20 protein-coding genes are annotated in these 25979 nt (G+C 54.5%); 11 read left to right on the top strand and 9 right to left on the bottom strand.

Features of this window, described 5'->3' with window-relative positions; translation table 11 throughout:
- Window positions 1-37 precede the first annotated feature (37 nt).
- The 5 genes from FY156_30005 to FY156_29985 form a co-directional block, all read right to left on the bottom strand.
- On the bottom strand, window positions 38-1360 hold the full coding sequence (locus FY156_30005) for an MmgE/PrpD family protein (GenBank protein ID UXS05775.1): 1323 nt from the start codon (window positions 1358-1360) through the stop codon (window positions 38-40).
- Window positions 1361-1443: 83 nt separating this feature from the next.
- Window positions 1444-2529 (bottom strand): ABC transporter ATP-binding protein, encoded by a 1086-nt coding sequence (locus FY156_30000; protein UXS05774.1) that lies wholly within the window; start codon window positions 2527-2529, stop codon window positions 1444-1446.
- The gene (locus FY156_29995) at window positions 2526-3332 is read right to left on the bottom strand and encodes an ABC transporter permease (protein UXS05773.1); all 807 of its coding nucleotides are present in this window, start codon (window positions 3330-3332) and stop codon (window positions 2526-2528) included. The genes FY156_30000 and FY156_29995 overlap by 4 nt, the downstream gene beginning before the upstream one ends.
- A 4-nt stretch (window positions 3333-3336) precedes the next feature.
- Window positions 3337-4221 carry an ABC transporter permease gene (locus tag FY156_29990; GenBank protein UXS05772.1) on the bottom strand — a complete coding sequence of 295 codons (885 nt, stop codon included), beginning with the start codon at window positions 4219-4221 and terminating at the stop codon, window positions 3337-3339.
- Window positions 4222-4233: 12 nt separating this feature from the next.
- Window positions 4234-5277 (bottom strand): ABC transporter substrate-binding protein, encoded by a 1044-nt coding sequence (locus FY156_29985; protein UXS05771.1) that lies wholly within the window; start codon window positions 5275-5277, stop codon window positions 4234-4236.
- A gap of 204 nt (window positions 5278-5481) precedes the next feature.
- Between FY156_29985 and FY156_29980 the strand changes: the two genes are divergently transcribed.
- Window positions 5482-6438 carry a LysR family transcriptional regulator gene (locus FY156_29980; GenBank protein ID UXS05770.1) on the top strand — a complete coding sequence of 319 codons (957 nt, stop codon included), beginning with the start codon at window positions 5482-5484 and terminating at the stop codon, window positions 6436-6438.
- 77 nt (window positions 6439-6515) lie between these two features.
- Here the strand turns inward: FY156_29980 and FY156_29975 are convergent, their stop codons facing one another.
- The 3 genes from FY156_29975 to FY156_29965 all read right to left on the bottom strand — a co-directional run bounded on the left by FY156_29975 (window position 6516) and on the right by FY156_29965 (window position 11928).
- Complete coding sequence (locus FY156_29975) at window positions 6516-7529, bottom strand: asparaginase (protein UXS05769.1); 1014 nt, start codon at window positions 7527-7529, stop codon at window positions 6516-6518.
- 294 nt (window positions 7530-7823) lie between these two features.
- A complete protein-coding gene (locus tag FY156_29970) occupies window positions 7824-9809 on the bottom strand; it encodes a hydantoinase B/oxoprolinase family protein (GenBank protein ID UXS05768.1) in 1986 nt (661 codons plus the stop codon).
- A 4-nt stretch (window positions 9810-9813) separates the two neighbouring features.
- Window positions 9814-11928 (bottom strand): hydantoinase/oxoprolinase family protein, encoded by a 2115-nt coding sequence (locus FY156_29965; GenBank protein ID UXS05767.1) that lies wholly within the window; start codon window positions 11926-11928, stop codon window positions 9814-9816.
- Between the two features lie 628 nt (window positions 11929-12556).
- On the opposite strand from FY156_29965, the gene FY156_29960 reads away from it, so the two are divergent.
- Window positions 12557-14116 (top strand): polyamine ABC transporter substrate-binding protein, encoded by a 1560-nt coding sequence (locus FY156_29960; protein ID UXS05766.1) that lies wholly within the window; start codon window positions 12557-12559, stop codon window positions 14114-14116.
- A gap of 61 nt (window positions 14117-14177) precedes the next feature.
- Here the strand turns inward: FY156_29960 and FY156_29955 are convergent, their stop codons facing one another.
- Window positions 14178-15080 carry a LysR family transcriptional regulator gene (locus FY156_29955; GenBank protein ID UXS05765.1) on the bottom strand — a complete coding sequence of 301 codons (903 nt, stop codon included), beginning with the start codon at window positions 15078-15080 and terminating at the stop codon, window positions 14178-14180.
- A gap of 82 nt (window positions 15081-15162) precedes the next feature.
- Here FY156_29955 and FY156_29950 point away from each other — a divergent pair, with 82 nt between their 5' ends.
- The 9 genes from FY156_29950 to FY156_29910 all read left to right on the top strand — a co-directional run bounded on the left by FY156_29950 (window position 15163) and on the right by FY156_29910 (window position 25513).
- Entirely contained in the window at window positions 15163-16284 is a 1122-nt protein-coding gene (locus FY156_29950) for an FAD-binding oxidoreductase (protein UXS05793.1), read from the top strand.
- Window positions 16265-16564 (top strand): (2Fe-2S)-binding protein, encoded by a 300-nt coding sequence (locus tag FY156_29945; protein ID UXS05764.1) that lies wholly within the window; start codon window positions 16265-16267, stop codon window positions 16562-16564. Before FY156_29950 ends, FY156_29945 begins: the two co-directional genes overlap by 20 nt.
- Window positions 16561-17940, top strand: a complete 1380-nt coding sequence (locus FY156_29940; protein ID UXS05763.1) for an FAD-dependent oxidoreductase — start codon at window positions 16561-16563, stop codon at window positions 17938-17940. Before FY156_29945 ends, FY156_29940 begins: the two co-directional genes overlap by 4 nt.
- A complete protein-coding gene (locus FY156_29935) occupies window positions 17937-19058 on the top strand; it encodes an FAD-binding oxidoreductase (protein UXS05762.1) in 1122 nt (373 codons plus the stop codon). The genes FY156_29940 and FY156_29935 overlap by 4 nt, the downstream gene beginning before the upstream one ends.
- Window positions 19055-19996, top strand: coding sequence for an ABC transporter permease (locus FY156_29930; protein ID UXS05761.1), 942 nt, complete (start codon window positions 19055-19057; stop codon window positions 19994-19996). The genes FY156_29935 and FY156_29930 overlap by 4 nt, the downstream gene beginning before the upstream one ends.
- Entirely contained in the window at window positions 19993-20871 is an 879-nt protein-coding gene (locus FY156_29925; GenBank protein ID UXS05760.1) for an ABC transporter permease, read from the top strand. Before FY156_29930 ends, FY156_29925 begins: the two co-directional genes overlap by 4 nt.
- Window positions 20868-22730 (top strand): ABC transporter ATP-binding protein, encoded by a 1863-nt coding sequence (locus FY156_29920; protein UXS05759.1) that lies wholly within the window; start codon window positions 20868-20870, stop codon window positions 22728-22730. The genes FY156_29925 and FY156_29920 overlap by 4 nt, the downstream gene beginning before the upstream one ends.
- A 100-nt stretch (window positions 22731-22830) precedes the next feature.
- The gene (locus FY156_29915; GenBank protein ID UXS05792.1) at window positions 22831-23928 is read left to right on the top strand and encodes an NAD(P)-binding domain-containing protein; all 1098 of its coding nucleotides are present in this window, start codon (window positions 22831-22833) and stop codon (window positions 23926-23928) included.
- 517 nt (window positions 23929-24445) lie between these two features.
- Window positions 24446-25513: a D-lysopine dehydrogenase/D-octopine dehydrogenase gene (locus FY156_29910; protein UXS05758.1), complete on the top strand. Its 1068-nt coding sequence runs from the start codon at window positions 24446-24448 to the stop codon at window positions 25511-25513.
- Window positions 25514-25979: the final 466 nt, after the last annotated feature.

Below are 25979 nucleotides of genomic sequence, written 5' to 3'. Positions count from 1 at the left end.
GCGAGGAAAAGCAAACTCTTCCCGCCCACTTCGAAAGCTATTGCATCAACAATTTGAAAATGTTCTCATATAGCTGTGCAATATCGGTTCCGACTTCAGCCTCGTCAGAACTTTCAAGGTTGAGAAGCGGAAGGATAGCGAGTTGCAGATCGGCGGGCGCCAGCCTTCGAAATTTCGCCAAAACACCATCATAGTCGAGACCATTTCCTGCTCCGTCCGATAAACTGTTCAGTCCAACTGACGCGGTCAGTTCCCGCCCCTTACGTGTATTGATCAGAACTTGTCTTTCGTCGGAGCGCATATAGTGGAAGCCACGCTCCACGAGCTGCGGCTTTTTTGCAGCCCAAAGAGGACCGGGCTCAACCCCCGCAATAAGCAACTCAAACATCGCAGGCAGGCTGAATGCGACATCGGCCGTCCCGATAAGATTTCTGTCGCAGAATTTCTCGATATCGGGGGTCGCAAAAATGACGATATCAAGCACATCGTCCTCTGCATCGACCTGGGCAAGAAGCGTGGAAAAAGTTTTGAGATATTCCTGAGTGTGCCAGCACGCAGGGTAATGCTTGAAACCCGTGCGTAGGACCGCAGGCGGCTTGCCAAGCAAATCTTCATTGAAGACCCAGCGGTCAGAACCCGCCATTCTCCAGAAACCCTTATCACCCTCAAGCGGCTGGGTAATGCCCGTCTGGCCCTCGAGTGCAAGGTTCACAGCCAACACCGCCCCGGCTGCGATCCAGCCAATATTATTCTTCATTCCAGGCACGGGCCGCTCGTACCATTTCGCCGTGTAGGGGACAATGGAGTGCGCGGCAGAGACCCCAATTATACGCTCGATCATTTCGTCATCGAGATTGAGCGCTACAGAGATCCCCAGCGCCGCAGCGATGGTATCAAGATTACCGACTGAGCGAATCTTGGCTGCGTGTTCCGGTGATGGTTTGGTCGCTTCACAGAGTATGCCATGTGTTTCATAGCCTGCGGCAATACCTCTCAATATCCGGTCGAGCGTGAAATTGCTTTCGCTGGCAACCGCCAATATCGCGCCGATAACGGGACCGCCGGGATGACCATACAAAGTATCGTCATAATCCATCGCGATCACCGCCTGTCCGTAGAGATAAGCTCGAAGAAATGGTGAGGATCGAATTTCGGCACCAGTAGAAAACAGAGTACGTTTAAAACCTGCTGTCGACTGCTTGAAATGCGTGAGAGACAACCCGCCAGAAAAACAGCCAAGACTGTCGACGAGACAAAGTTTGGTTCGTTGCAAAACGTTCGGCTGCCAAGGCCCGTCTCGGAATTGGTGAAGATGCGCGATCAGCCGCGGTGCGGACTTGCCGTCTTGTGCCATTAGCATGCCCGTTTCCTGAATGTGTTGCAGAGAGAAAACAGCGGCAGATGAAAAACCTGCCGCCGCAAAAGCGAACCAAGGAATGCCGGTTATCCAGCCAGTGGCTGAATAGCTTTCGGTTCAATTCGCAGTTTGACCATGCTGCCGACATCAACGCCCTGCAGACGGCGAACCGGGATTTGCGCTTTAATGGTGCAATCCTGGGAGACGTCTACCCATACATCGACATGGGCTCCCAGATTGACCATTTTGTCCACCCGGCCTGGTAAGAGATTCTCACTCGTCTCTTCCGGCGCAGCCAACTGCACATTTTCCGGCCGGATACAGCACAGCTCTATCCTGCCGGTTGGAGTTGAGGGCGTTTCGTCTGCCACCAGCGTCGGGCCGCCTTTGAGAGTCAGCCTGAGCTCACCACCCATCTTCTCGACGCTTGTGACAGCCAACAGATTTGATTTGCCGATAAAGTCCGCCACAAAGGCGGAGACCGGATTTTGATATATATCCGTTGGTCGGCCCTCCTGCGCAATCAGACCACCTGACATGACGACGACCCGGTCTGACATCGCCATGGCTTCTTCCTGATCGTGCGTAACATACACAAACGTCATTCCGAGCTGCTGCTGGATTTCTTTCAACTCGATGCGCATGGCTTCACGAAGCTTCAGATCAAGATTTGATAGGGGCTCGTCAAGCAGCAATACAGAGGGTTGTGGCGCGATAGCGCGTGCCAGAGCCGTTCTCTGCTGCTGACCACCCGAAAGCTCTTTGGGGTAACGTGTCTCATAGCCTTCGAGATGGACACTCTTGAGTGCACGGCGAACCCCCTCTTCGATTTCCGATTTGGATTTTCGCTTCATCTTGAGCCCAAAGGCTACATTTTCCGCGACAGTCATATGCGGGAAGAGCGCATAGTTTTGGAAGACCAGCCCAATGTTGCGCTTTTCGGGTGGAACACCGACTTGATCCTTTCCGCGGATGCGGATTTCCCCCGAACTCGGCTCAAGGAAGCCCGCAACCATGTTCAGAGTAGTGGTCTTTCCACAGCCAGATGGCCCGAGAATGCTGACGAACTCGCCTTTTGGGATGACGAGATTGATCCGATCGACGACCAGATGATTGCCATAGGTTTTCGAAACATCCACCAGTTGGATATCTGCATTGTCGATCGAACTCATTTGCTGCCTCCGTGGATTTGTGCCGAGAACCCACCAATCCGCTCGAACAGAAAGATCACTGCGAGAAGGAAGAGAAGGGAAGCGACATTGACTGCGGCCAAAACGGGATCAAGGCCATATTGGAAGTATTCGATCACCTTGATGGGCAGCGGCACTTCACCCGGACGAGCGAGAAAAAGGGACAAGGGCACATCATTGAACGAGAGGACGAAGGCAAAAGTCATGCCCGAAAAAATGCCCGGTTTGATCAGCGGCAACAGCACGTAGAAAATGCGCTGAAACTTATTCGCACCCAAAATTTGAGCAGCCCGGTCGAGGTTCTTGTCAAAATTATAGATCGATGTGACGATCATCCTTACGGCAAAGGGCATCGTCAAAATCACATGGGCGAGGACCAACCCGGGAAAGCCCAGATATCGATACAAACCAGCAGAGGAGAAAAACAAGACGATTGCCACGCCTTTGACGATCTGAGGCACCGCAAGGGGCGACAACAAAAACGACATGATGGCGGTATGACCCGGCACCCTGCGATATGCTACTGCGTAGGCGCCAAGCGACGCCAACGTTCCGGTGATCACCGCTACAAGCGCGGCTACTTTTACACTGAGGATGAAAGGATCAATCCATCTTGGCGTCCACAGTTTCCGGAACCAATCGAAAGTCCAGGTCCAGAACTCGAAAGTGACCTTGCTCGTCGGGCTGAACGAGGCGGCCACTACCACTACAAGTGGCAGTGCGATGAAGAGAACAATCAGCGAGAAAAACAGCCAATAGAGGCCAGGTAAAACGAATCTGCTCATCACCTCACCTCACATGCAATCTGCTGACAATGCGATTTTCGGCACGTGCACTGATAAAGGCGATGCACAGCACAATTGCCAGCAGAACAATTGCCATCGCAGCAGCAGCGGGCCAATCCACCACAACCATCACCTCGTGGTAAATCATCGTAGCAAGCACCCTGAACTTCATTCCACCCAAGAGCGCCGGCGTCGCATAAGCGCTCGCGGACAGGGTGAAGGCGATCAAGAAAGAGCTTATGATGCCGGGCAAGGAGAGAGGGAGAACAACATAACGCAAAACGGACAACCGGGATGCACCCAGAATTTGCGCGGCCTTTTCCAGATTACGATCAACGCCCTGTAAGCTGGTCAAAAGCGACAGGATACCAAAGGGCAGGAGCACATGGGTCAAACCAACAACCGCTCCGAACATATTGTTCATCAGAGGAAGAGGGCTCTGAATTAGACCCATCCAAATCAACGTATTGTTGATAAAGCCGTTCTTCTCGAGAATTACCAACCAGCCGTAAGTACGTAGCACCACGCCCGCAAGTTCCGGAGCGATGGCAATGCCAAATACAACGGCTCTCCAACGAGATGTCGAGCGCGCCAGGTAGTAGGCAATAGGATAGGCCATTGTGGTTACACAGAGTGCCACAATCCCCGATAAAACAAGCGTACGTCGCAATCCGTCCAGAGCCAGATCGTCAGTGAAAAAATCGTGATACTGTTGCAGACCAAAGGTGCCCGTAACTGTTGACTGCAGACTTAGTCCGATCATCATGCCGACAGGCAGCGCAAAGAAAAGAAGCAGAATTGTAACCGGCGGGATCAGCGGCAAGTAGCCGCCAAGGTGAAGGGATCTGCGGCCCTTTGTTGCCGCAGAAATTGAATGGGTTGTTACCATGGTGGAACCACCTTACCTTGCAGCGGGAACGACTTCACGTTCCCAACGATCGCCCCACTGTGGTATACGGGTCGCCATCACTGCCATATTCGGTAGTATCAGCTTCTGGATGTCTTCTCGGGTGGTGATCTGGTTCTTGCGGAATTCCGCCGGCAGCTCAACATCAGCGCGCGCCGTACCAACCTGATACGCTTGCGCCCAGTTTTCCTGGCCGGTCTTGCTGAGCCAGTAGTTGATGAATTTGTACGCTGCCTCCTTGTGCTCCGCATTGGCAGGTACATTGAGGGTGGCCACGAGCGGGACGGTGCCTTCCTTCGGTATAATAAAATCAACAGGCACGCCTTCAGCCTTCATCAGCGCAGAACGGCCGCTGTAAAAAGGCATAGCCCAGGCTTCTCCCTGGCGAATATACGGATCCATCAACGCCGATGTCTCGCCGAAAGCCAGAGCACGCGGCGCCAACTCGACCATTTTCTTGAAACCGGGATCGACATCGTTGGGGTCATTACCAGCGGCCGCAGAGAATACCTGCAGCATTTGAGCTGCCATTGCATTGCTGAAAACCGGCAAGACAATCTTGCCCTCAAGCTTGGAGTCCGCCAGCACGTTCCAGGACGTGGGGGCCGGATTGAGCTTGTCGGTGCGATACAATAGAGCGACATACTGCAGCTCGTGCACCGCCCCGCACTTCCCGGCAAGTTCGCGTACGCCGGGGTCGATAGACGCAAGATTTGGCACTTTCTCCGGTGTGATCCGCTCCAGTAGCCCGTCCTTGCACCCATCAAGGGACTGAGCCGCCGTCATCACGTTAACGTCCCAGCCTGGATAACCTCGGGAGGCCTTGATTTTAGCATAGTCTTGCGAGGCAGATCCCACCGGATCATACAGAACTTTAAGGCCGGTCTCAGCCATAAACGGCTTGATAATTGCCTCCTGGATGAGTTCTTCATACGGACCACCCTGACCATTCACGATCAGATCCTGCGACAGCGCAGCGGTACTGCCCAGCCCCATCATGAGCCCGACCAAACAAGTCGTGTATTTTGCAATTTTCATTTGAACACATTCCCCTTTTTTTGTTGCTCAAGCAGATTAGTACGCGCGTGAAAGTCGGTCTAAGTTGAAAAAGCACTGATTGAGTGGAAATATCGCATAATACGATAGTCGTTGAAGCGGCGCTATCCGCCTATGGTGGCATCCGAGACATCGCCAGATCACGGGCCGCTCCAGTTCAATCACGAAGACGCGAGAACCTTCACGATGGGAAATGATAAGATTGCCAACGGTTTTTCAGTTGATCGCAACCACCCACTCGATCTGTGGAGTGTAAAGGGATTTGTCGCCGTAGCCGAAGAATTGCATTTCGGGCGGGCGGCAGTGCGGTTGAGGCTGACCCAGTCAACCCTCAGCCAACGCATCAGGCGCCTTGAATCAGAAGTGGGCGTACCGCTTTTCCTTCGCTCCACGAGGAACGTAGAACTCACCGAAGCCGGTAAAACTTTCTTGCCTCTCGCTCGCGACATTCTGATCAAACTAGACGAAGCAACACTGCTTTCACGAATAGCAGCAGGCGGAGTGTCGCCCGGCGACGAACAGCTCAACATTGCAACGATCGGTCCGGCAGCTTACCGCTTGCTGCCTCTCATATTGAGACGATTTTGTGCAGGCCGCCCAAAAACAGGCCTTGACGTAAAGATCTGCGATTCAACGGAACTCGTCAGACTGTTGGAACATGGTGATTACCACGTCGGGTTGATGCGCGCCCCCTCTAACGTCAATTTCTTGCGCTTCAAGCCACTGATATCCGAGCGGTTTTTGGCTGTCATTCCAAAACAATCGGATCTCGCCAACGCTACGAGCTTACATCTTGAGGATTTTGTTGGGCATCGGTGTTTTACACTGAAGCGATTTGAAATTTCGGGCTTCGAAGAAGTACATCAAATGGTTCTGCATGCAGGAGTAGAGATTGACAACAGGATATCTGCCTCCACAACGTCTGCGGCACTGGCGCTGGCGTCAGCGGGGGTCGGCGTCACATTTCTTCCATCGTGGGTGAGAAACATCTCGGATGGGAATGTGGTGCTCCGGCAGGTTGAGGATTTAACGACCGAGTTGATCCTTGGAGTAGTCTGGCGTGCGGACAGTCCGGCTCCGGGCATTGCTCCGTTTATCGAATACGCCGAACTTGTCTGCCGGCCACTCGATGCCTTGGTATAAATTGCGATTCGACTGCCAAAAGAGAGCTTATTTTGGCGTAGACATTCTGATGGCCAAGATATCCTTGATTGAGAGACTCAATACTCGTTAAACATGCGTTGTATTTCTTTTAGATCTTTGGTCTTGCTCAAGGCCAACATCAGCAAGATGCGGGCTTTGTGCGGGCTCAACGTATCAGATTTAAGAAAACTTTCCTCATCCCAGCGCGGTATCGACTTGAAGACTGGCCCGGAACCAGCGCGAGAACTTCTGACAACAACCAAGCCTGCCTTTCTCGCGTCATTGAGGCCAGCTTCTGCGCGGGTTGCAATGGCTGCATTTCCTGACCCCGCGTAAATCAGACCCTCTACCCCCGCTGCAACCGCAGCATCTACAAAGAGACGATCGTCGCCAGCATGACCATAGATAATCTTGACGTAAGGCAGGCTCGTAAAATCAGACAGGCTGAACTCTGACCGGCCGGTGTGCCTCCTGGTGGTCTGTCGATAAAAGGTCGGTTGTCCGTCAACTACGTAACCCAAGCATCCCATATCAGGCGATCGGAATGTCGCAACGTTCATCGTACTCGATTTCGTAACGTCTCTGGCACCGTTGATTTCATTATTCATGACGACGAGAACACCTCTAGCTGAAGCGTTCTTGTCTGCAGCGACCTGAACAGCATTAAGGAGGTTCAACGGACCATCTGCGCTCAAAGCCGTCGCCGGCCGCATGGAGCCCACAAGCACGACAGGCTTTTCAGATTTTATAACCAGATTCAAAAAGAACGCCGTTTCCTCCAGCGTTCCAGTTCCGTGGGTAATTACAACACCATCTAGCTCTGTTTTGCCAAGCAATTCGTTGACGCGCCGGGCTAATTCGATCCAGTCCGCAGTGGTGATCTCATTGCTCCCAATCTGCAGAAACTGTTCACCATGGATGTCGGCGATTTGCCCGATTTCAGGAACCGAGGCTATCAAGTTTTCTACCATCACAGATCCTGTCTTGTAGCCAGTCATCTGCGTCCGCGTGGCACCGCTACCCGCTATTGTGCCCCCGGTGGCAACGACAACAATGCGAGGCAGCCTATCGTCGTTCTTCATTTTGATCATCTTGGTTTTGCATACTTAAGTTTATCACAGCCCAATACTCACGTCGCCTTGAGGGGTAATCGATACCCACACGCAACCCCTCGCATACAGTCACCAGAAACTCCGGTCAGAGCCGGAGTTTCGTAGCTTAAATTTCTGCATATTCCGGTACGTTGCCGTTGTCTTAGTCCTATGGCAATGCCGAGTTGGCCCGAAAGACATAGAGATCGCCGATCCAGAGCATTAACCGTGGAAGCCGGATCGTCTCGGATCTTCCCCCTCGGCTGCAATTGAGGCGACCCCCTTGAGGTAGACTCACGGACGCGCCGACTTGGAAGATGAACCACCAAGAGCAGATACTTCGGCTTCAATCGCCTCTTCGAGAGCCGGTAGCGTGACTTCCTTACCGATCGCCAACATTTTCCGTTGCACACGATCGACAATCGGCCACCGCAATCTCATGTCCAGCTTCATTGCCTTCGTGGCAAGCTCACGGCGGACCTTATACGGCCAAACCCGGTCGTGATCGTCACGGTTTTTGCCGTAGGTGATGTCAGGCACCTCTGTCTGCATGAGTTCGCGCCGATTAGCCTCAGTGGCATTCCTGTCCAGCGAGCCATCAGGCTTGAAAACAGCGCCGTATACGGCTTCCGCTCGTTCAGGACTCACCATCTCCGTTCGCACATCGGCCTCGAGAAGGTCGAGATTACGCTTCAGCGGATTGCCGAAGCCGCCCCCCGAAGGGCTGGTAATCTGAAGAACCTCACCCTTGCCCAGCTGCAGAACCGTGATTTTTCCGTCCGACCGTTCTGTTTCCTTCCCAGGATTAACCTTCGTGAAGCCAAGCCGCCCGGCCTCGCCACCGAACACCCCCCAAGGCTGAAAATGAAAGCGATTTAGATTCCGGCAACTGATCGATCCAGCCTCACCTCGATTTTCCAGTTCGATGACCTGAGACGCGCCCCCATTCCACTGACCGGCTGCGCGGCTATCGGGAAGCGAGCGATAGGCCCGCACCACCAACATGGTTTCCGCCTCGGTAATCTCCACCGGTACATTGAGCAAGGCGGCATTACGCGGTTCGAGCGCATCAACGCCGTCAGCGCCATTGCGACCGCCACTTCCTCCCGGGATTGGATTGACGACGGTAACACGGTTGGCACCCGTGCGTGGATCCGGGCCGGAGAATACGATGATGCCCGATCCAGACCCCGACGAAGCCAAACCTCCGTCGAGCGCTTGATTGAGGCATCCGATCACCGAGTCGTAGACTCGGCAGCCCGACGCGGCGCGCGAGCCACCTGATGCCGGATGGACCGCGTTGATGAGGCTTCCAAGGGGTGCATTTCCCCTTATCGAGCGGATCAGACCAGCGTTCCAGGGCGTCAGCGGCTCATGCGTCAGGACGAATGAGATCAGAGCCTGCACGATGTACGGATGGGTCTTGGAACCGGTGACAATGTTATGAGCGGCCGGCACCTGCGGATCTGTTCCCGTGTAATCGACCTCGATATTGCCGTCCTTGACGATGAGCTTGACGCTTACATGAACGAGGTTTCCTTCTCCCGCCATTTCAAGATAGTCGCTGAATGTGTATTCGCCGTTCGGAATAGTCGCGAGGACTGACCTTGCTTTCTCTTCCGAGTAGGCAATCACATCCTGCATGCCAGCCTTGACTTCCTCGACGCCATATCTGTCGCACAGACCGGTCAGCCTGCGGTCAATGCTCTTCATTGCCGAGACCATCGCCTCCAGATCACCCGCAATCTCCTTTGGTGTCCGACTGTTGTCCATGTAGAGGCCCATGACGTCTTCATTCAGCTTGTCGTCGATAAAGAGCCGCATCGGACGCACACGAAGGCCTTCCTGGAAAACCTCCGTGAAGGCAGGCGAAATACTACCGGGAACCGCCCCACCGATATCGGTTGCGTGAATGAAGGCCCAGCCAAAGGCAATCAGTTCGCCTTTGTAGAAGATGGGCCGGATCATCGTGAGGTCCATCAGATGGGTCAACAAACCTTCCGTGGCGAACGGATCGTTGGTGATGAAAATATCACCGGGCTTGAAGTTCTCCTTTCCGATCTTGTTGATCGTTGCAGCCATTGGAACGCCGATGAACTGCTTAACACCCGACTGATCCGGAAACGCGAACATGTCGCCATCGGCCGTGGCAACCGCGCATTGATAGTCCTGCACGATCTTGACGAAGGTTGTGCGGGCCGTGCGGTAAACACAAGCAGAAGCTTCTTCGACAATTGCCTTGAAGCGATTGTTCATAACCATAGTACGAATAGCGCGCATGTTTTCAGTCCTTGGAAATGATGATGTTGTCATACGCATCGATGCGCGCAGAATAGTCGGGCGGTACCACGACCGTCGCGGTAACCTGCTGGATGACAGCCGGCCCGATGATGAGACTGTCGCGACCCAGAGCGTCACGCTCATAGACTTTTGTCGCCGGATACACGGTGCCATTAAATCGCATGTCCCGGGTAGCAATATGAGCCGTGCCAGTTGCTTCCCTCGTGGATATCGACATTTGCGGAACGGCCAGGCGTCCGTTAATTCGGACACGCAGGGCAACAAACTCAATGGCACCCGTAGGATTGGCGTAGCTGAAAGTCCGCAGATGCTCGGTATGGAATGCCTCCATCATGGCGAGAAAGTCTGCATTCAGGACCGCCTGTTCAGGCAGTTCAACGTCAATCTGGAATGACTGACCAGCATAACGCATTTCGGCCCAGTGCTCGATCGAAACGCTCGCTAGCTTCTCCGACTCAATCTGCCGAGAGAGCCAGTCTTTCGCCTGCGTGGCCAGGTCAGCGAATGTCGAAGTCACGTCCTGCGCACTCAGAACGCGCCCTTGGACGCTGGCCAAGACATCTTCGCTGAGTTCCGACACCAACCCCCCGAGCGCGCAGAAGACAGCGGGAGATGCAGGCACAAGAATGCGATTAATGCCGATTTCGCTAGCAACGAGCGGCCCGTGGATCGCGCCGCCGCCGCCATAAACAAGCAGTGTCAGGTCTTCGGCATCAACGCCTTTACGGGCTAGGTATGGCAGGACCCCAGCAACCATGTTTGATGTTGCGATGGTAACCGCCATGTCGGCGACAGCTTCGACAGCGATGCCTAGATGCTCGGCAACAGGCGTGAGCGCACGGACCGAAGCATCCCGGTCGAGCTTCATGGCGCCGCCCAAAAGCGCTTCCGGCAAATAGCCCGACAGAAGATAGGCGTCGGTAAGTGCCGGCTCGGCGCCACCGCGTCTGAAGCATGCGGGGCCTGGATAGGAACCGGCACTGCGGGGGCCAACGCGCAACGCGGAGCCGTCCATGGCAATAATCGAACCACCTCCCGCACCGATTGCTTCGATCTCAGAAACCGGGAGAATCACGGGGAAATTGCCGACTTCTGCCGAATTCGATGTCTGGCCTCGACCTTCACGAATGAGCGAAATGTCGGTACTCGTTCCACCCATATCCAAGGTCAGAAGGTTATCTTCCTTGATCGAGCGGCCGAGAAATTCGGCAGCAGTCACGCCTGATGCCGGTCCGGATAACAATGTGTGGATCGGAAAGGCGCGAGCTTCTGCTGCGGACATCGCACCACCATTCGAGCGGGTGATGAACAGGTGAGAGCCCGGCAGCCGCTTTGCCACATAGCTTTCGACAGCGCCCAGATATTCGTCCATGCGCTGCTTTACAAAAGCGTTCAAAACAGCGGCGATGGTGCGCTCGTATTCCCCCATCCGCGGCCAAATCTCGCTGGACAGGCTGACACGGGTATCTTCCCCAAGTGCCTCACGGATTGCGTCACGCGCGAGAATTTCATGCTCGGGGTTGGTGTAGCTGTGGAGAAATGCCACGGCAAAACCGGTTGCCCCTGCGGCCGCGGCCTTTTTGGCGAGTTCCGAAACCTCTTCCTTGTCGAGCGGCTTGTCGAGTTCGCCTTCGCGCAGCAAGCGCTCATCAACTTCGATGACGAAATTTCTTTCAATCAACGGCACAGTCCGGCGCTCGAACAAGTTGAGCGCATTGGGAACTCTGATGCGCTGCAATTCGAGAATGTCGCGGTAGCCCTTGGTCACGAACAGCGCAATTTTCGGACCTGCGCGTTCGATCACCGCGTTTGTGCTGACCGTGGTTCCGTGCATCACCAGAGCGATTTCGTCTTCTTTCGGTTCGAGCAATTCGAGAATCCGCTCAAATCCAGCCCGAAACCCCTCTTCAAAATTGGGGGGTGTGGAAGGGACTTTGAATGAGACAACTTCGCTTCCGGCCTCGTCGCGCCAACCGCAAAAATCGGTGAATGTGCCACCAATATCTACACCAATACGAAGATACCTGGATGAGCGCGTCGATTCTGAGGACCGTAGCGGAGCGCTGGTTGGTACTTCAGGAGTTGTTTCTATAAGCATCTGGCTTCCCTACAAAGTGAACGCATCCGCCATTGCTGCAAACGGGCCAACTTCAGCGATGGCCTCGTCTATCTGACGGGGAGTTGGCCGAAAGTTCGACACTTACATCCGAAGGTAAAGGTGAGAATCGCCGACATTTAGTTATTTCTATAATCAATCTGGCTGGAAGCCGACTGATACGAAGGAGCGGCTATGGCTCCCAAAGGGATGCAAGATGGTTATGGTCTCAGTGACTTAGCGTGCGAACCATTTCAGCTTCGGAATATTTTGTAAGGGAAAAAGCGTCGTATCAAGAGCATCCGTTTTGATCAAGAAACTCGACCCAACAGATCGATAATCCATTTCCTGACCAATTTGGCACATCGTCGTGCATGCTTGGAATGATCCGCGGCAGATGTTTGTGTCCGTCGTTCTTCGGAAGACCTGAACGCCTGTGCAAAGGACCTCCACTAATCGCGATCACCACTCGTGGACACGTTCCGCGACACTCGTCCGATGCGACCAATTTGGCGCTTCGCCGTCCACTCCAACTATAACTTTTCCAGATACACCCCCCAAAATATCGACTTTGACACTTATTGTGATTTTTCAAATAATTCGGTGCGAAATCAAAAAAATGGAGTGGAACATGATCAACATAGTAAAAGCGGGAGCTGTTATCGCGATGGCGTCGTGCTTGATGGCCGGAACGTCGTTCACATCTAGCGCGTACGCAGAAACCCTGCGAGTTGGTGTCCAAGCACCGGACATCACCAATATGGATCCCGCGCGTGCCACCACGACCCAGGATCTGACCGTCGTGTCCTGGATGTTCAACGGCCTTGTCCGGTTCACTCCAGGTACGGCCGACCCATCAAAAATCGAACCCGATCTTGCAGAGAGCTGGACCAGCTCTGCCGACGGTCTCACTTGGACGTTCAAGCTTCGCAAGGATGTGAAGTTCCACGGTAACTACGGTACGCTTACCGCTGACGACGTCGTCTTTTCACTTGAACGGGCTAAAAATCCGGAAACTTCCGCTTACGCGAGCGACTATGCAGCGTTCAAAACGATCGAAGCCGTCGATCCCGCGACCGTTCGCATCGTTCTCAGCGAACCAGTTCCCGGTTTTCTCGGCCTGATCGCGAACTATCACGGCGGCAATATTGTGAGCAAAAAAGCCGTTGAAAAAATGGGGGCTAATTTCAAGAGCAGTCCGATCGGGACCGGCCCATTCACATTTGACAAAGCCGTCACGCAGCAGTCGGTATATCTGAAAGCATTTCCGGAATACTTCCGTGGGAAACCGAAAATCGACGACATTCGGGTCGATTTGATTCCATCGGATTCGAGCCGCGAGCTTGCATTCCGATCTGGCGAGCTCGATCTCATTTACGGCAAACGCGAGCAGCGTTGGGTCGATCAGGCAAAAACGTGGGACGGCGCAGTCGTCGATGTTTTTGCCCCAGGTGAATACCGTACGGTATTTTTGAATATCCAACACAAGCCACTGGACAATGTGAAAATTCGCCAGGCAATCGCCCATGCCGTGAACGTCGATCAGATCATCCAGTTTGTTGGAGCCTCCGTGGCAGTCAAAGGCTGCTCAGTTGTCCCGTCCGGCTATCTTGGCGAAGATTGCGCATGGACGTACAACTATGATCCGGATCTATCGAAAAAGCTTCTTAAAGAGGCCGGCGTTGGTAACAGCTTGAAGCTGTCAGCAATCGTATCGTCGAACACGACACAGTTACCCATCATGGAAGTTATTCAGGCGCAGCTGGCCGAAGTTGGCATTGCTCTTGAACTTAAAGTCGTAGATCATCCGACCTACCATGAGCAAATCCGAAAGGACCTCAGTGATATCGTCTTTTATGGCGCTGCGCGTTATCCAGTAGCTGATAGCTACCTCAGCCAGTTTTATCACTCCGACGCATCAGTCGGGAAGCCGACTGCCGTGACCAATTTTGCTCACTGTGATGCCGGTGACGCCGATATCACGGCAGCACGAAAGGCCGCAACCGACGAGGAACGGTTGAAGTTTTGGTCTGCCGCCCAAAAGAAAATTAGCGAACAGGTATGCAGCGTACCTCTTTTCAGCCTGATGCAGGTCTGGGTTCGCAGCAAGGCTCTCAACTACGGCTACGATCTCACGGGTTCCTTGAACCTTTCGCCGCCTATCACCGAACAAACAACCATCAGCCGCTGATCTCACTTCCCCGACTAAATCCCGGCATTGGCAACAACAGAGTTGCCATGCCGGGAGCTTTTTAAACCGAGACTTTCGGTGATTGTGCAGCGACGTGAATTTCCTCCACGAAGTCGGCAACCAAAACGCTGTTTCTTGCTCGAAGCGGGCGAATAAGCACGTAATCTGACTCAACGACCGGCCTGAAAGGCCTGACTTCGATCCGACCGGCGACATGCTCTAGGGCTAGTGGATCGGCGACAGTCACACCCAATCCGGCTGCCACCATCTCTGTAACATTTGGAGCAGTAGTCGCCTCAATCACGATATTTGGAATCACTCCGAAACGTTCGAAGACAGCATCAAGATTGCTTCGTGTCATCCCTCTCGGCGCAAACGCGATAAATGGTTCATCCTGGAGATCGGTTGGGGACAGCTCTGACTTGCCGGATAGCCTGTGACCTAGCGGCATCGCCACGACATACGGCGGACATTTCACCCGATCAATCTGCACCGACGAGTGTTCTAATCCACTCACAACAAGCGCCACATCTAACCGACGAAGCAGCACTGCTTCTGTCAAAAACTGCGAGCTACGCGCCTCGATGGAGACAAAAACATCTGGATGCCGCGCCTTGAAGCCTGCAATCGCCCGGGTGATAAACGGCCCTGATAGGGCTGGCATGGTGCCTATCAGGATATGCCCGTGCTCCTCGCGACGAATTGCATCCACGGCGCGCGCGAGTTGATTGACGCCACCAAATATCCGTTCGACCTCCTCATACAGGCGCATACCGCGGCCTGTCGGTACCAGCCGGCCACTTTCGCGCTCGAAGAGTTGCAAGCCTGTATCTGCCTCCAGATCTTGGATGAGCTTGCTTGCGGCAGGTTGTGAAATCCGAAGGACATCGGCGGCACGGCTTACCGTGCCTGACTCGACCACTGCCATGAGTGCCTCGAGCTGCCGCAAACTTGGATATCTCATTGGCTATAACCTCTACGAATACCGCACAGAAATAAACGACTTTGACTTTCTACCTCGCTTTCCTAAGCTCAGCAACAATTTGATGGAGATCAAGGTGGACGCAGAAGTAATTGTAGTGGGCGGGGCCGTTGTTGGCTCCGCGCTGGCCTACGGGATAGCCAAACTCGGGAAACGCGTCATCGTCCTGGATGGACAGGATCAGGACATGCGTGCCGCGCGTGCGAATTTCGGGCTCGTCTGGACCCAGGGAAAGGGCGCAAACGCCCCAGCTTACCAGCAGTTAACGGGTGAAAGTTCCGATCTGTGGCCGGATTTTGTTCAAGAGTTGGCTGAATCGGCGGGTGTTGGTATCGACTACTCCCGACCAGGAGGCTTTGTTTACTGTCTCAGCGAAACCGAATACGAAAATCGAGAAACACTCAATAAGCGGACACACAATTACCTGTCTGCAAGCGATTTGAGGATGGTCGATCGCTCTGAGCTAGAGCGAATGATGCCAGCAGTCGCATTCGGGCCGGAGGTCGTCGGAGCAAGTTACTGTAAGGCTGATGGTCACGTGAACCCATTACAGCTTCTTGCCGCCATGCAACGAGGTGTGACTGCTCACGGTGGAAAAATTCTGTTCCGCAACACCGTACAATCCATCACTCCCGGCGCTGACGGATTTACCGTCACCGCAGCGCTTGGAAGCTATAAAGCACCATGTGTTATCGTCGCTGCCGGGCATGCGACGCCTTCGCTTACAGACCCGCTTGGCTTCAAAATTCCGCTTAAAGCAGATCGTGGTCAGTTGCTTGTTACGGAACGCATTGAACCACTCCTTCCCTATCCTGCAAGCGGACTGAGGCAGACGTCCGATGGCACTGTAATGATCGGTGCGACGAAGGAAAATGTCACAGATCGCGGTGTTACTGTTGCTTCGGCAACGAAGCTGGCCTTGCGCGCAACGCGGATAATTCCTGCTCTGGCGTCAGCGCGTCTTGTCCGCCAGTGGAGCGGCTTCCGGGTTCTGCCACCCGACGGTACGCCGATATACGCTCAATCCGAGGAATATCCCGGCCTCTTTGCGGCCGCTTGTCACTCGGGCGTGACGTTGGCCGCTGCCCATGCCGCTATCGTGGCGCCTGCAATGATCGAAGGCCGGTTGTCTACTGACCTGTCCGCTTTTTCAAATGGAAGATTCGATGTTCAAAAGTGTGCTTGAGCGGCCGGACAAGACGGCTGACATGACCATCCTAGTCAATGGCGTCGAGACCATCGCTTGGGAAGGCGAAACCGTTGCCAGCGTGCTGCTGCGCGTTCCGGAAGCGGGACGTCGCTCTCCCGTCAGCGGCAAACCACGGCTTCCTTACTGTCAAATGGGAGTGTGTTTCGAGTGTCTCGCCATCGTTGATGGCATTGCGTCAACACAGGGGTGTCTCGTCCCAGTTCGCCACGGGATGCGTATTGAAAGTCAGCGCGGACCCCGGGAGATTTCACGATGAACTATGACGTCGCAATCGTCGGGGCCGGGCCGGCCGGAATGAGCGCCGCGATACGTTTGCGTGAGCTGGGTGCCTCTGTGGTTGTCATTGATGAACAACCATCGCCGGGAGGGCAGATATTCCGCGGTGTCGAGCGCAACGTAAAAAGCCCGGTTTTTGAAGCTCTTGGCACAGACTACCAGAAAGGTCAGGCGCTTACCGCGGCTTTTCGCGCATCCGGCGTGGAATATCTCCCGTCAACTCAAGTCTGGCAGATTGAAGACTCCTGGAGCCTTTTCCTTACATCGGAGGGCAAGGCGCGTCGTATCACGGCTCGCGCGGTGCTGCTCTCAAACGGCGCACAAGAACGACCTGTACCGTTTGAAGGTTGGACGCTGCCAGGAGTTATGACGGTGGGAGCCGCCCAGATCCTTCTGAAATCTGGTGGAATGTTGCCAGAAGGCAAGGTCTGGATCGCCGGTGCAGGACCATTGCCACTCCTCTATGCCACCCAGTTCCTGAATCTTGGTGGACGTATAGCCGGCTATCTCGATACTGCGGCATCCCCGAAATTGTCTGCCGTAAGTCGATTGCCGCGAGCCTGGAGGGACTTCGGCGGCCTGCTCAAAGGACTGCGCTGGCTCCGCGACATAAAACGTAGCGGCATGATGGTTCGGGGTTTCTCTGACCTGCGAGCCGACGGCGACCAGTGTCTGAAGTATCTCACATGGGAAGCGAAGGGAAAGCGTCATCGCGTTGAAGCGGACGTGCTGTTGGTCCATGAAGGTATCGTGCCGCGTATCCATGAGACCCTGGCGCTGAACTGTGATCACCACTGGAACGAGGAGCAGGGATATCTGGCGGCGAAGCTAGATCGATGGGGAGAAACCAGTCGCGAAGGGCTTTTCGTTGCAGGTGATGCGGGCGGAATTGGGGGCTGGCTTGCCGCGACTATCTCCGGAGAAATCGCTGCGCTTGGAATTGCCAGCAGACTTGGAATTTCTTCAGAAACAGAGAACCTTCGCCGCGCATCTAAGCTCGATCAGCGCCGTAAAAGAGCCTTCGCATTGCGTCCGTTCCTCGATGCTATGTACCCGCCTCCACGGAACCGGCTCGACGACGATGTCGTCGTATGTCGATGCGAAGAAGTCACTGCGGGGGCCATCCGAGCTGCCGCCCGTAACAGCCCCGCCGATCCGAGCGCAGTCAAAGCTGCTACGCGCTGCGGAATGGGGCCCTGTCAGGGTCGCCAATGCGGCTATACGGTCCAGGCACTACTGGCCGAGGTTCATGATCTCCCGATCAAGGACGTGAACTTCTTCCATATCCGTCCGCCGCTCAAGCCGATTACGCTTGGCGAAATCGCGTCTCTGGAAGATGTGGCAGGTGCGACATGAATGCGGACGTCCTGGTCATAGGAGGTGGTCTTCACGGTATTTCGGCCGCTCTGCAAGCAGCGCAACGAGGTGTATCTGTACACCTCGTCGAGCGACATTTTCTCGGAAGCCACGCTTCCGGCGCAACCGCCGCAGGCGTGCGAACACTTGGTCGGGATGTAGCGGAACTGCCCCTAAGCATCGAGGCTGCCGAAGCCTGGCATGGCATGGAAGCTCTCGTCGGTGACGACTGCGGTTTCGTCGCCTGCGGCCAGTTACAGGTTGCGGAAGACGAACAGTCTCTGAACGAGATCGAGGCGCGCATCAAGCGGCTGGAAGCCATGGGACATCATCACGAGAAGCTTGTCGGCCCTGAGGAAATGCAACGCCTTCTGCCCGGTCTGTCTGCCCACTGTCTGGGCGGCGCCTGGGTGTCGAGCGACGGCTCCGCCGATCCGCATCGCGCTGTCCGGGCATTCCGGGACGCAGCCATCAAGGCCGGAGTGAAGATCGCCGAAGAATGCCTGGTGATCTCCATGATCCGATCGGAAAACGGTTGGCGCGTCGAGACGACGTGCGGCGCATTCGAAGTCGAACTCGTCGTCAACGCGGCAGGCGCGTGGGCGGATCACGTCTCGGCTCTCGCGGGAGATCCGCTACAGCATGCGATCCGAACCTCAATGATGGTCGTGACGGAACGTAGCGTCCCGAAAATCAGCCCGGTCGTCAGCTCGTTCGGCAAGAAGCTTTCATTGAAGCAGACATCCCAAGGCACCCTCCTGATCGGCGGCGGATCGCAAGGCAGGCTTGCCGCCGACAGGCAGTCGGCGGCGGTCGATGTCGTCGCGTTGGCGGCGTCGGTACAAGCGGCGGTCCGGGTCTTTCCTGAACTGCAGAACGTCCGGATCGTCAGAACCTGGGCGGGCATGGAAGCCATGACGTCAGACCACCGTCCGGTCATCGGATTGTCGAAAAAAGTCGAAGGCTTGATCCATGTTTTCGGCTTCTCCGGGCATGGGTTCCAACTTGTGCCCTCTGTCGGAAGAGTTATCGCCGATCTGATCTGTCATGGTCAGACAAATTCCAATCTGGACGCCTTCTGCCCAGGTCGCGTCTCTATCGAAAGGGCCGCCGCATGATAGGTTATGCGATCCGAAGACTTCTATTGGCGATCCCCACATTGATCGCCATGCTCACCATGGTTTTTGTTCTGGTTCGACTTGTACCGGGTGACGCCGCGGTTGCCATGCTGGGTGACCGCGCCAGCGATGCGGCGCTTCAAGCGCTTCGTGCACAGCTTGGGATCGATCAACCCATCGGCGTCCAGTATTTGCGTTTCCTTTCGGACATGCTGACCGGAAATTTCGGTACGTCGATGGTGAGCGGTCGCACGGTGCTGGAAGAGGTGGCGCTGGTCCTGCCCTATACACTTGAACTCGCCGCAGCCGCGATGATCATCGGGACGTTGCTCGGAGTACCGCTAGGAGTGATAGCTGCCGTTCGCCGCGATCAATGGCCGGACTACCTCAGCCGCATCCTGTCGCTCGTTGGCTTGTCCTTCCCGGGGTTCGTCTCCGCGATCCTGATGCTCCTGGCTTTCGCGGTTTGGCTACAGTGGCTGCCGGTGATGAGCCGCGCTACCAGCGACCCGGTCGATCATCTCCGCAATCTCCTGCTCCCGGCACTGAACCTAGGGCTGATCATGACGGCTTACATCGCACGAGTCACCCGCTCCTCCATGTTGGACGTCATGGGCGAAGACTATATTCGCACCGCACGCGCCAAGGGTGTCCGATCACGGAACCTCATTCTCCGGCACGCCCTTGGCAACGCCCTCATTCCGATCGTGACGGTTGTAGGTCTGTATTTCGGCACCCTGATAGGCAATTCGGTTCTGACCGAGATCGTCTTCACCCGCCCCGGCCTTGGGAAGCTCATACTGGGCGCACTGCAGTCTCGTGATTACACGATGCTCCAGGGACTAATGGTCGTTTTTGCAACCTTCGTCATCATCGTGAATACGATCACCGATCTCATTTACGCCCTCGTCGATCCCAGAGTGAGTCTTGCCCAATGACCGACGTCGCTGTCTCCCAAGCCGCGCCAGAGCGGCAACCAAACCCGGTCCTGAAGGCATTCCGTCGAAACCGCTTTTCGTGGATCGGCATTGGCCTTCTGACCTTGATTATTTTGCTCGCCGTTTTCGCGCCGCTTATCGCGCCATACGACCCCTTGAAGCAGAATATTCTTCATCGACTGACCCCGCCCTCCGCACAATTCTGGTTGGGAACCGATAGTTATGGCCGAGATGTTCTTTCCCGCCTCCTTTACGGAGCGCGCATCTCGCTATCCATCGGATTTCTGTCCGTCATGATTGCGATGGTGGTCGGGTCTGCGCTGGGGATTCTGGCAGGCTACATCGGCGGCATATTCGATCAGATTGTGATGGGTATCGTCGATGTCATGCTGTCCTTTCCCACCCTTCTGTTGGGCTTGATGGTTGCCGCTATGCTCGGTGCCAGCTTCGAGAACCTAATCATCGCGATTGCAATCACAGAGACCGCACCGTTCGCTCGCGTCGCCCGGGCACCAACGATTGCTATGAAACGGCGTGATTTCGTTGAGGCGGGACGGTCGCTGGGTTTCTCGCCACTCCGGATCATGGGCGTTCATATACTCCCGAACATTCTATCGGACATTGTGGTCGTCGCATCGCTCTGGATGGCCTCCGCCATTCGAACGGAAGCATCGCTGGCCTTCATCGGCCTTGGCGTTCTGCCGCCAACCGCCACGTGGGGCGGCATGATCCGTGAGGGTTTCGAAAACATCCTGAGCGGATGGTGGCTCGTTGTGTTTCCTTCGCTTGCCATTCTCCTTACCGTACTCGCCCTCAACATACTTGGTGACGCGCTCCGTGACGCGATCGATCCGAAAACAAGGAGCGCGCAATGACCGTGCCAATTCAAGAAAGCGTCGCCGGCCGAACTCCGGCCCACTTTGCCCCGGTGCTCTCCGTCCAGGATCTGACGACCTCATTCAAGATCGAGAACGGCTGGAAAGAGGTCATTCGTAATATCTCGTTCGATATCGCGCCCGGTGAGACTGTGGCGATCGTCGGAGAGTCCGGCTCCGGCAAATCCGTCACTTCGCTTTCCATCATGCGGCTTCTGGCGGCACGGTCGAGCAAAGTGGAAGGGAAGGTCATTCTTGCCGGAAGAAATCTCCTTTCGCTCCCGGAAGAGGAAATGCGTCAGGTCCGCGGCAATGAGATCTCAATGATCTTTCAGGAGCCAATGACCTCGCTCAATCCGATCATCCCGATCGGCAAGCAGATCGCTGAAGCGCTGACCGTTCATACAGAAATTTCCGCAGCTGAAGCCAAGGGCGAAGTCCTGAGATTGCTTGAAAAGGTTCGGATTCCCAACGCCAAGGGCCGGTACGACGAATATCCGCATCAGTTCTCTGGGGGCATGCGTCAGCGCGTCATGATCGCCATGGCGCTCGCCTCCAAACCGAAGCTGCTGATCGCCGACGAGCCCACAACAGCGTTGGATGTGACCATCCAGGGTCAGATTCTTGATCTCATCAAGACCCTGCAGGAAGAGGAAGGTACTTCGGTCCTTTTCATTACCCACGATATGGGTGTCGTGGCGGAAGTGGCGGACCGAACGATCGTCATGTTTCGCGGGGATGCGGTGGAAACAGGAGCGACTGACGACATCTTCCATCGGGGTAGACATCCGTACACGCGTGCGCTGCTTTCGGCTGTACCGCGCCTTGGCTCCATGGCGGACCGGAAACTGCCATTGCGGTTCCCGATCGTCGACAGCAAGACTGGCGAAGAACAGCCGCTCGCCGAGGTGAACGATACTGTCGCCCGGCACAAGGCGCCGATCCTCGATGTCAAAGACCTGACAATGCGGTTCAACATACGTTCCGGCTTTTTCAGCCGAAAAGCAGGCGCCGTGCACGCGGTCGAGAAGGTGTCCTTCAACCTCTTCCAAGGAGAAACCCTCTCACTCGTCGGGGAATCGGGTTGTGGCAAATCGACGACCGGCCGATCAATCACACGTCTCCTGAATCCGACTAGCGGCAACGTCGTCATTGATGGTCACGATGTCATGAAGCTCGATCATTCCTCGCTTCGTAAAATGCGTCGCTCGATCCAGATGGTGTTTCAGGATCCATATGCTTCACTCAATCCGCGACTGAGCATCGGCAGCGCCCTTGTCGAGCCATTTATTCAGCATCGGCTTGGAACGGCATCGCAAGCGCGCGACAAGGCCGCCGCACTGATGGAAAAAGTTGGGCTATCGCCCGAGATGATGAGGCGTTTTCCCCACGAGTTTTCCGGTGGTCAGCGGCAGCGCGTCGCCATCGCCCGCGCGCTGATGCTCGACCCAAAGATCATCGTTGCCGACGAGGCGGTTTCCGCGCTTGACGTATCGATCAAAGCGCAGGTTTGTAACCTGTTGCTTGATCTGCAACAGAGCCTCGACCTCGCCTTCCTCTTCATCTCTCACGATATGGCGGTCGTGGAGCGGGTGAGCCATCGCGTGGCGGTCATGTATCTCGGCGAGATCGTCGAAATCGGACCTCGCGCCGCCGTGTTCGAAAATCCCCAGCATCCGTACACCAAGAAGCTTATGGCGGCGGTACCTGTGCCGGATCCTGCGCGACGCAGGATCCGGCGGGGCATCGCAAGCGACGAACTGAAAAGCCCGGTCCGGCCGATTGGCTATGAGCCCCCTGCAAGACAGTACCGTGAAGTTTCGGAAGGGCATCTAGTCAGGATGGATGAGACAAACTGATGCACCGCACGCCCACGACAGGGCGCAACATCACGAAAATCATAAACCTACACCGACCGCGACATCTCGTGGTCGGCCTCTTTTTGAAAGGCCATCGCCAATGAAGGCAACAATAGCAGGGGCAGGCGCAATCGCAATGGGATATGCAGCCTTTCTGCTGCAGCGCGGCCACGACGTCAGCGTCTGGTCTCCGTCCGGCCAACGGACGAAAGCGCTTGTCGAGGGTGCCCCGTTAAAGGTCACCGGTGTGATTACCGGAGAATTTCATCCAGGCGTTTGCCGGAATGCAAAAGACTTGGCGGAGGGCGACGTCATTGTGTTGGCCCTACCTGCTTACGGCCATCGCTTCGTTCTAGACAGCCTGATCCCTCACCTGGAGCAACGACACACAATCATAATCAGTGCACACCTATCGTTTTCAGCCCTTTATCTGTCGAAGAAACTGGCGGAACGTGGAACTGTGATCCCGATCGTCGTCTGGAACACCACCGTTTTGACATCGAAAGCCCAGTCTCCGACCGAGGTTAAAATCGGGGCGATAAGAGGTAAAGTCGACATCGCGGCGGTCCCAGTATCTTGCTCCGTCTCCTCTCAGGAGACATGTGCACAACTGTTCGGCGACCGCTTCGCCGTCAAGGACGACATTCTCACAATCGTTCTTAGCAACACCAATCCTGAAAGCCATCTCGCAACGGCATTATGCAATCTCACTCGTATCGAGCGAAAAGAAAGCTGGGGCCAGAGAACCAACGTAACGCCCACCGTTGGCAGGCTCGTGGAGGCCATTGATAGGGAACGTCTCGCAATTGCGTCGGCCTATGGAAAGTTGGTCCCGTCTATTCTTGATCATTTCGCCAAATCTTTCGGGATCACGGCTGACAGTGTCGCGGAGGCCTCTGCCATTCTTGTGGAACGCGGTAACGACCCTTTGGGACCGGCAGACACTGAAACAAGGTATGTCCTCGAGGATGTTCCATTTGGTCTTGTTCCTGCGATTCAACTTGCAGAACTCGCGGATGTTGACGTTCCCTTGCACCGAAGCGGCGTTGAAATTCTGAATGCTTGTTATGGGCGGTCCCTTTCCGGCGATAACAACTTACTCGGAGAGCTGGATTTCGACACCATGGCGGCAGTGCAGTGTCTGGTTCCGAACGGATACAACGCCAAAGGCAAAATTGCTCAAACGAGCTACACGTAGTTTCTAACGCAAATGCACATTGCGTTCATATTAACGAGTTCACCCAGAGAGGAATAACCGACCATATGGACGTACAAATGCACAGACGTACGCTACAGCTTGATATATCCTGTCACCTGGCCATCATGAAGCTAGACAATAGGGGCAAATTCATTGGCATCATACATCTTTCCTTATATCACTGGAGTTTCTTCCGATGCAGTTTTTCCACGTACGACAAACATACGCGGACCCACGAAAGAAAATTAAAGCTTGGTCGGGACCACAAAAATTGAAGATTTCCTGATAAAACAAATGCACCCGTCATTCTGCGACATTTGAAGATAAGCTCACCTCAATTTTCAAAGGTTGAGGCCCATGCTCCTAGACTTTTAGCGTCAGTTGGCAGCCATTCCTGACTTTGCAGATCGAACCGTAGTCGCACCTCACGATTTATAAATAAGAAGTTGGCTTTGGTTGTCGAAGTATCCCATCATCAAAAACGATCAAACACAACAATTGCCAATATTTTCACCAAATGGCTGTACTCATCATCGGTGCTGGCACCTTGGGCTGTGCTTTAACTGCTGACCTTTGCAATCGAGACCGCGAAGTCTCGTTGTGGACACATCCTCATCACTCCGGCAACAGCGCCAACCTCCGCGATCAAGGGCTGAAAGCCAAGGGCGCTGTTTCTGGGCATTTCTGGCCTACAGTACACAGTGACCTTGGTGCTGCACTCAAAAGCGCTCGATCTGTATTTGTAACCATTCCTTCAAAAGCGGGAGCGCGTGAAGAACTGAGCTCTTATCTGAATCACTATGACCTAACCGAGAAACTGCTCTTCTGGTTGCCCGGGCACATGTCGAGCCTGTTAGGAAACCCTATTGCAACTGCTGCAACCATCGAGGCCTCCACAGCACCATATGGCTGCAGATGGGAGGACGGGGCTATCTATGTAAAAGCGATAAAAAATATAATTGAAATAGCGTCGCTCAATCCCCTCTCTGAAGAGACTCGTGACGAGGTTAGCTCCTTGTTTCCCCGGGGTGTTGAGTGGCGCGCCAATATTCTTGATGTAGCCCTTCTGAACACCAACGTTATATTCCACCCTGCTACCGTCATCATGAACGCCGACAGGATCAGAAATCAGGAGGATTTCTATTTCTACAAGGGTGGAATGACAAAAGAGGTTTGCGATAAAATGGAATTACTCGATGAGGTCAGAATTAAAATCGTGGAACGTTTCGGTTTTCAGGTTCTGCGTACCATTGATCTCGACAACCGCTGGTACGGGATGAACGAGCCGGATCTTGAATCATTTGCTTGCAACTCCCCGTCGCACAATGCCACGAAAGGGGTGCCGAAGGACATGAAGCACCGATACCTCACGGAAGACTGTCGCATCCTGCCTCTTTTCAAGGAACTAGCCCTGATGTTCGACATCGACACCAGTGCAATTGATTGGGTCCTCGACAATGCCTCTGAGCTCGCGAATGAAGACTTCAACGAGACAGGCATAACTCTGGAGAAATTGGGCATGGGTGAACTTTCTCCGGAGCATCTGACCGCAAAATGGGGAGCCTTATACCTGAAGATGTGTTGAACCCATAGCTATTATCGCGTGTGAGATTAAAGGGAACCTTTAGATAGTCGTGTGTTTTCTATGCCCGGGGCGGAAATTACACCGAGGAAGGGGGAGGTGGCGACGATGAGATGGACGATGAAGACGAGACTGCCGGAGCGGAAACAAGAGATTCTCAGACAGGTAACCTTATCAATTATCCGATCATTGCTTTAGGGTCATGCCATCTTTCGGCATAATTCCCGTCGACGACTCCTAATAAAGTCGCATAATCTATGAGAGTGTGCTTTGGATCTCTGTTATTTTTCGTGTTTCCAATGTCATCTAGTAACGAAATAAATACGTTATCTTCGTCTAAAAGCAGGGAATTTTTTCGGAAAACATCACCACCCATCATGGGTGTTTCTTGCAGTTTTCGAATCTAGCCTGGTAACAATCTAACGGGCGTCTATTTCTAACCATACCGTGAGATTGTGATTTAAATTAA

Origin of the sequence: Agrobacterium tumefaciens (assembly GCA_025559845.1) — a bacterium.
In the GTDB taxonomy this organism is placed as follows: Bacteria; Pseudomonadota; Alphaproteobacteria; order Rhizobiales; family Rhizobiaceae; genus Agrobacterium.
Note: the sequence above shows the minus strand (reverse complement) of the source record. Positions and strands in the feature narration are given on the sequence as shown.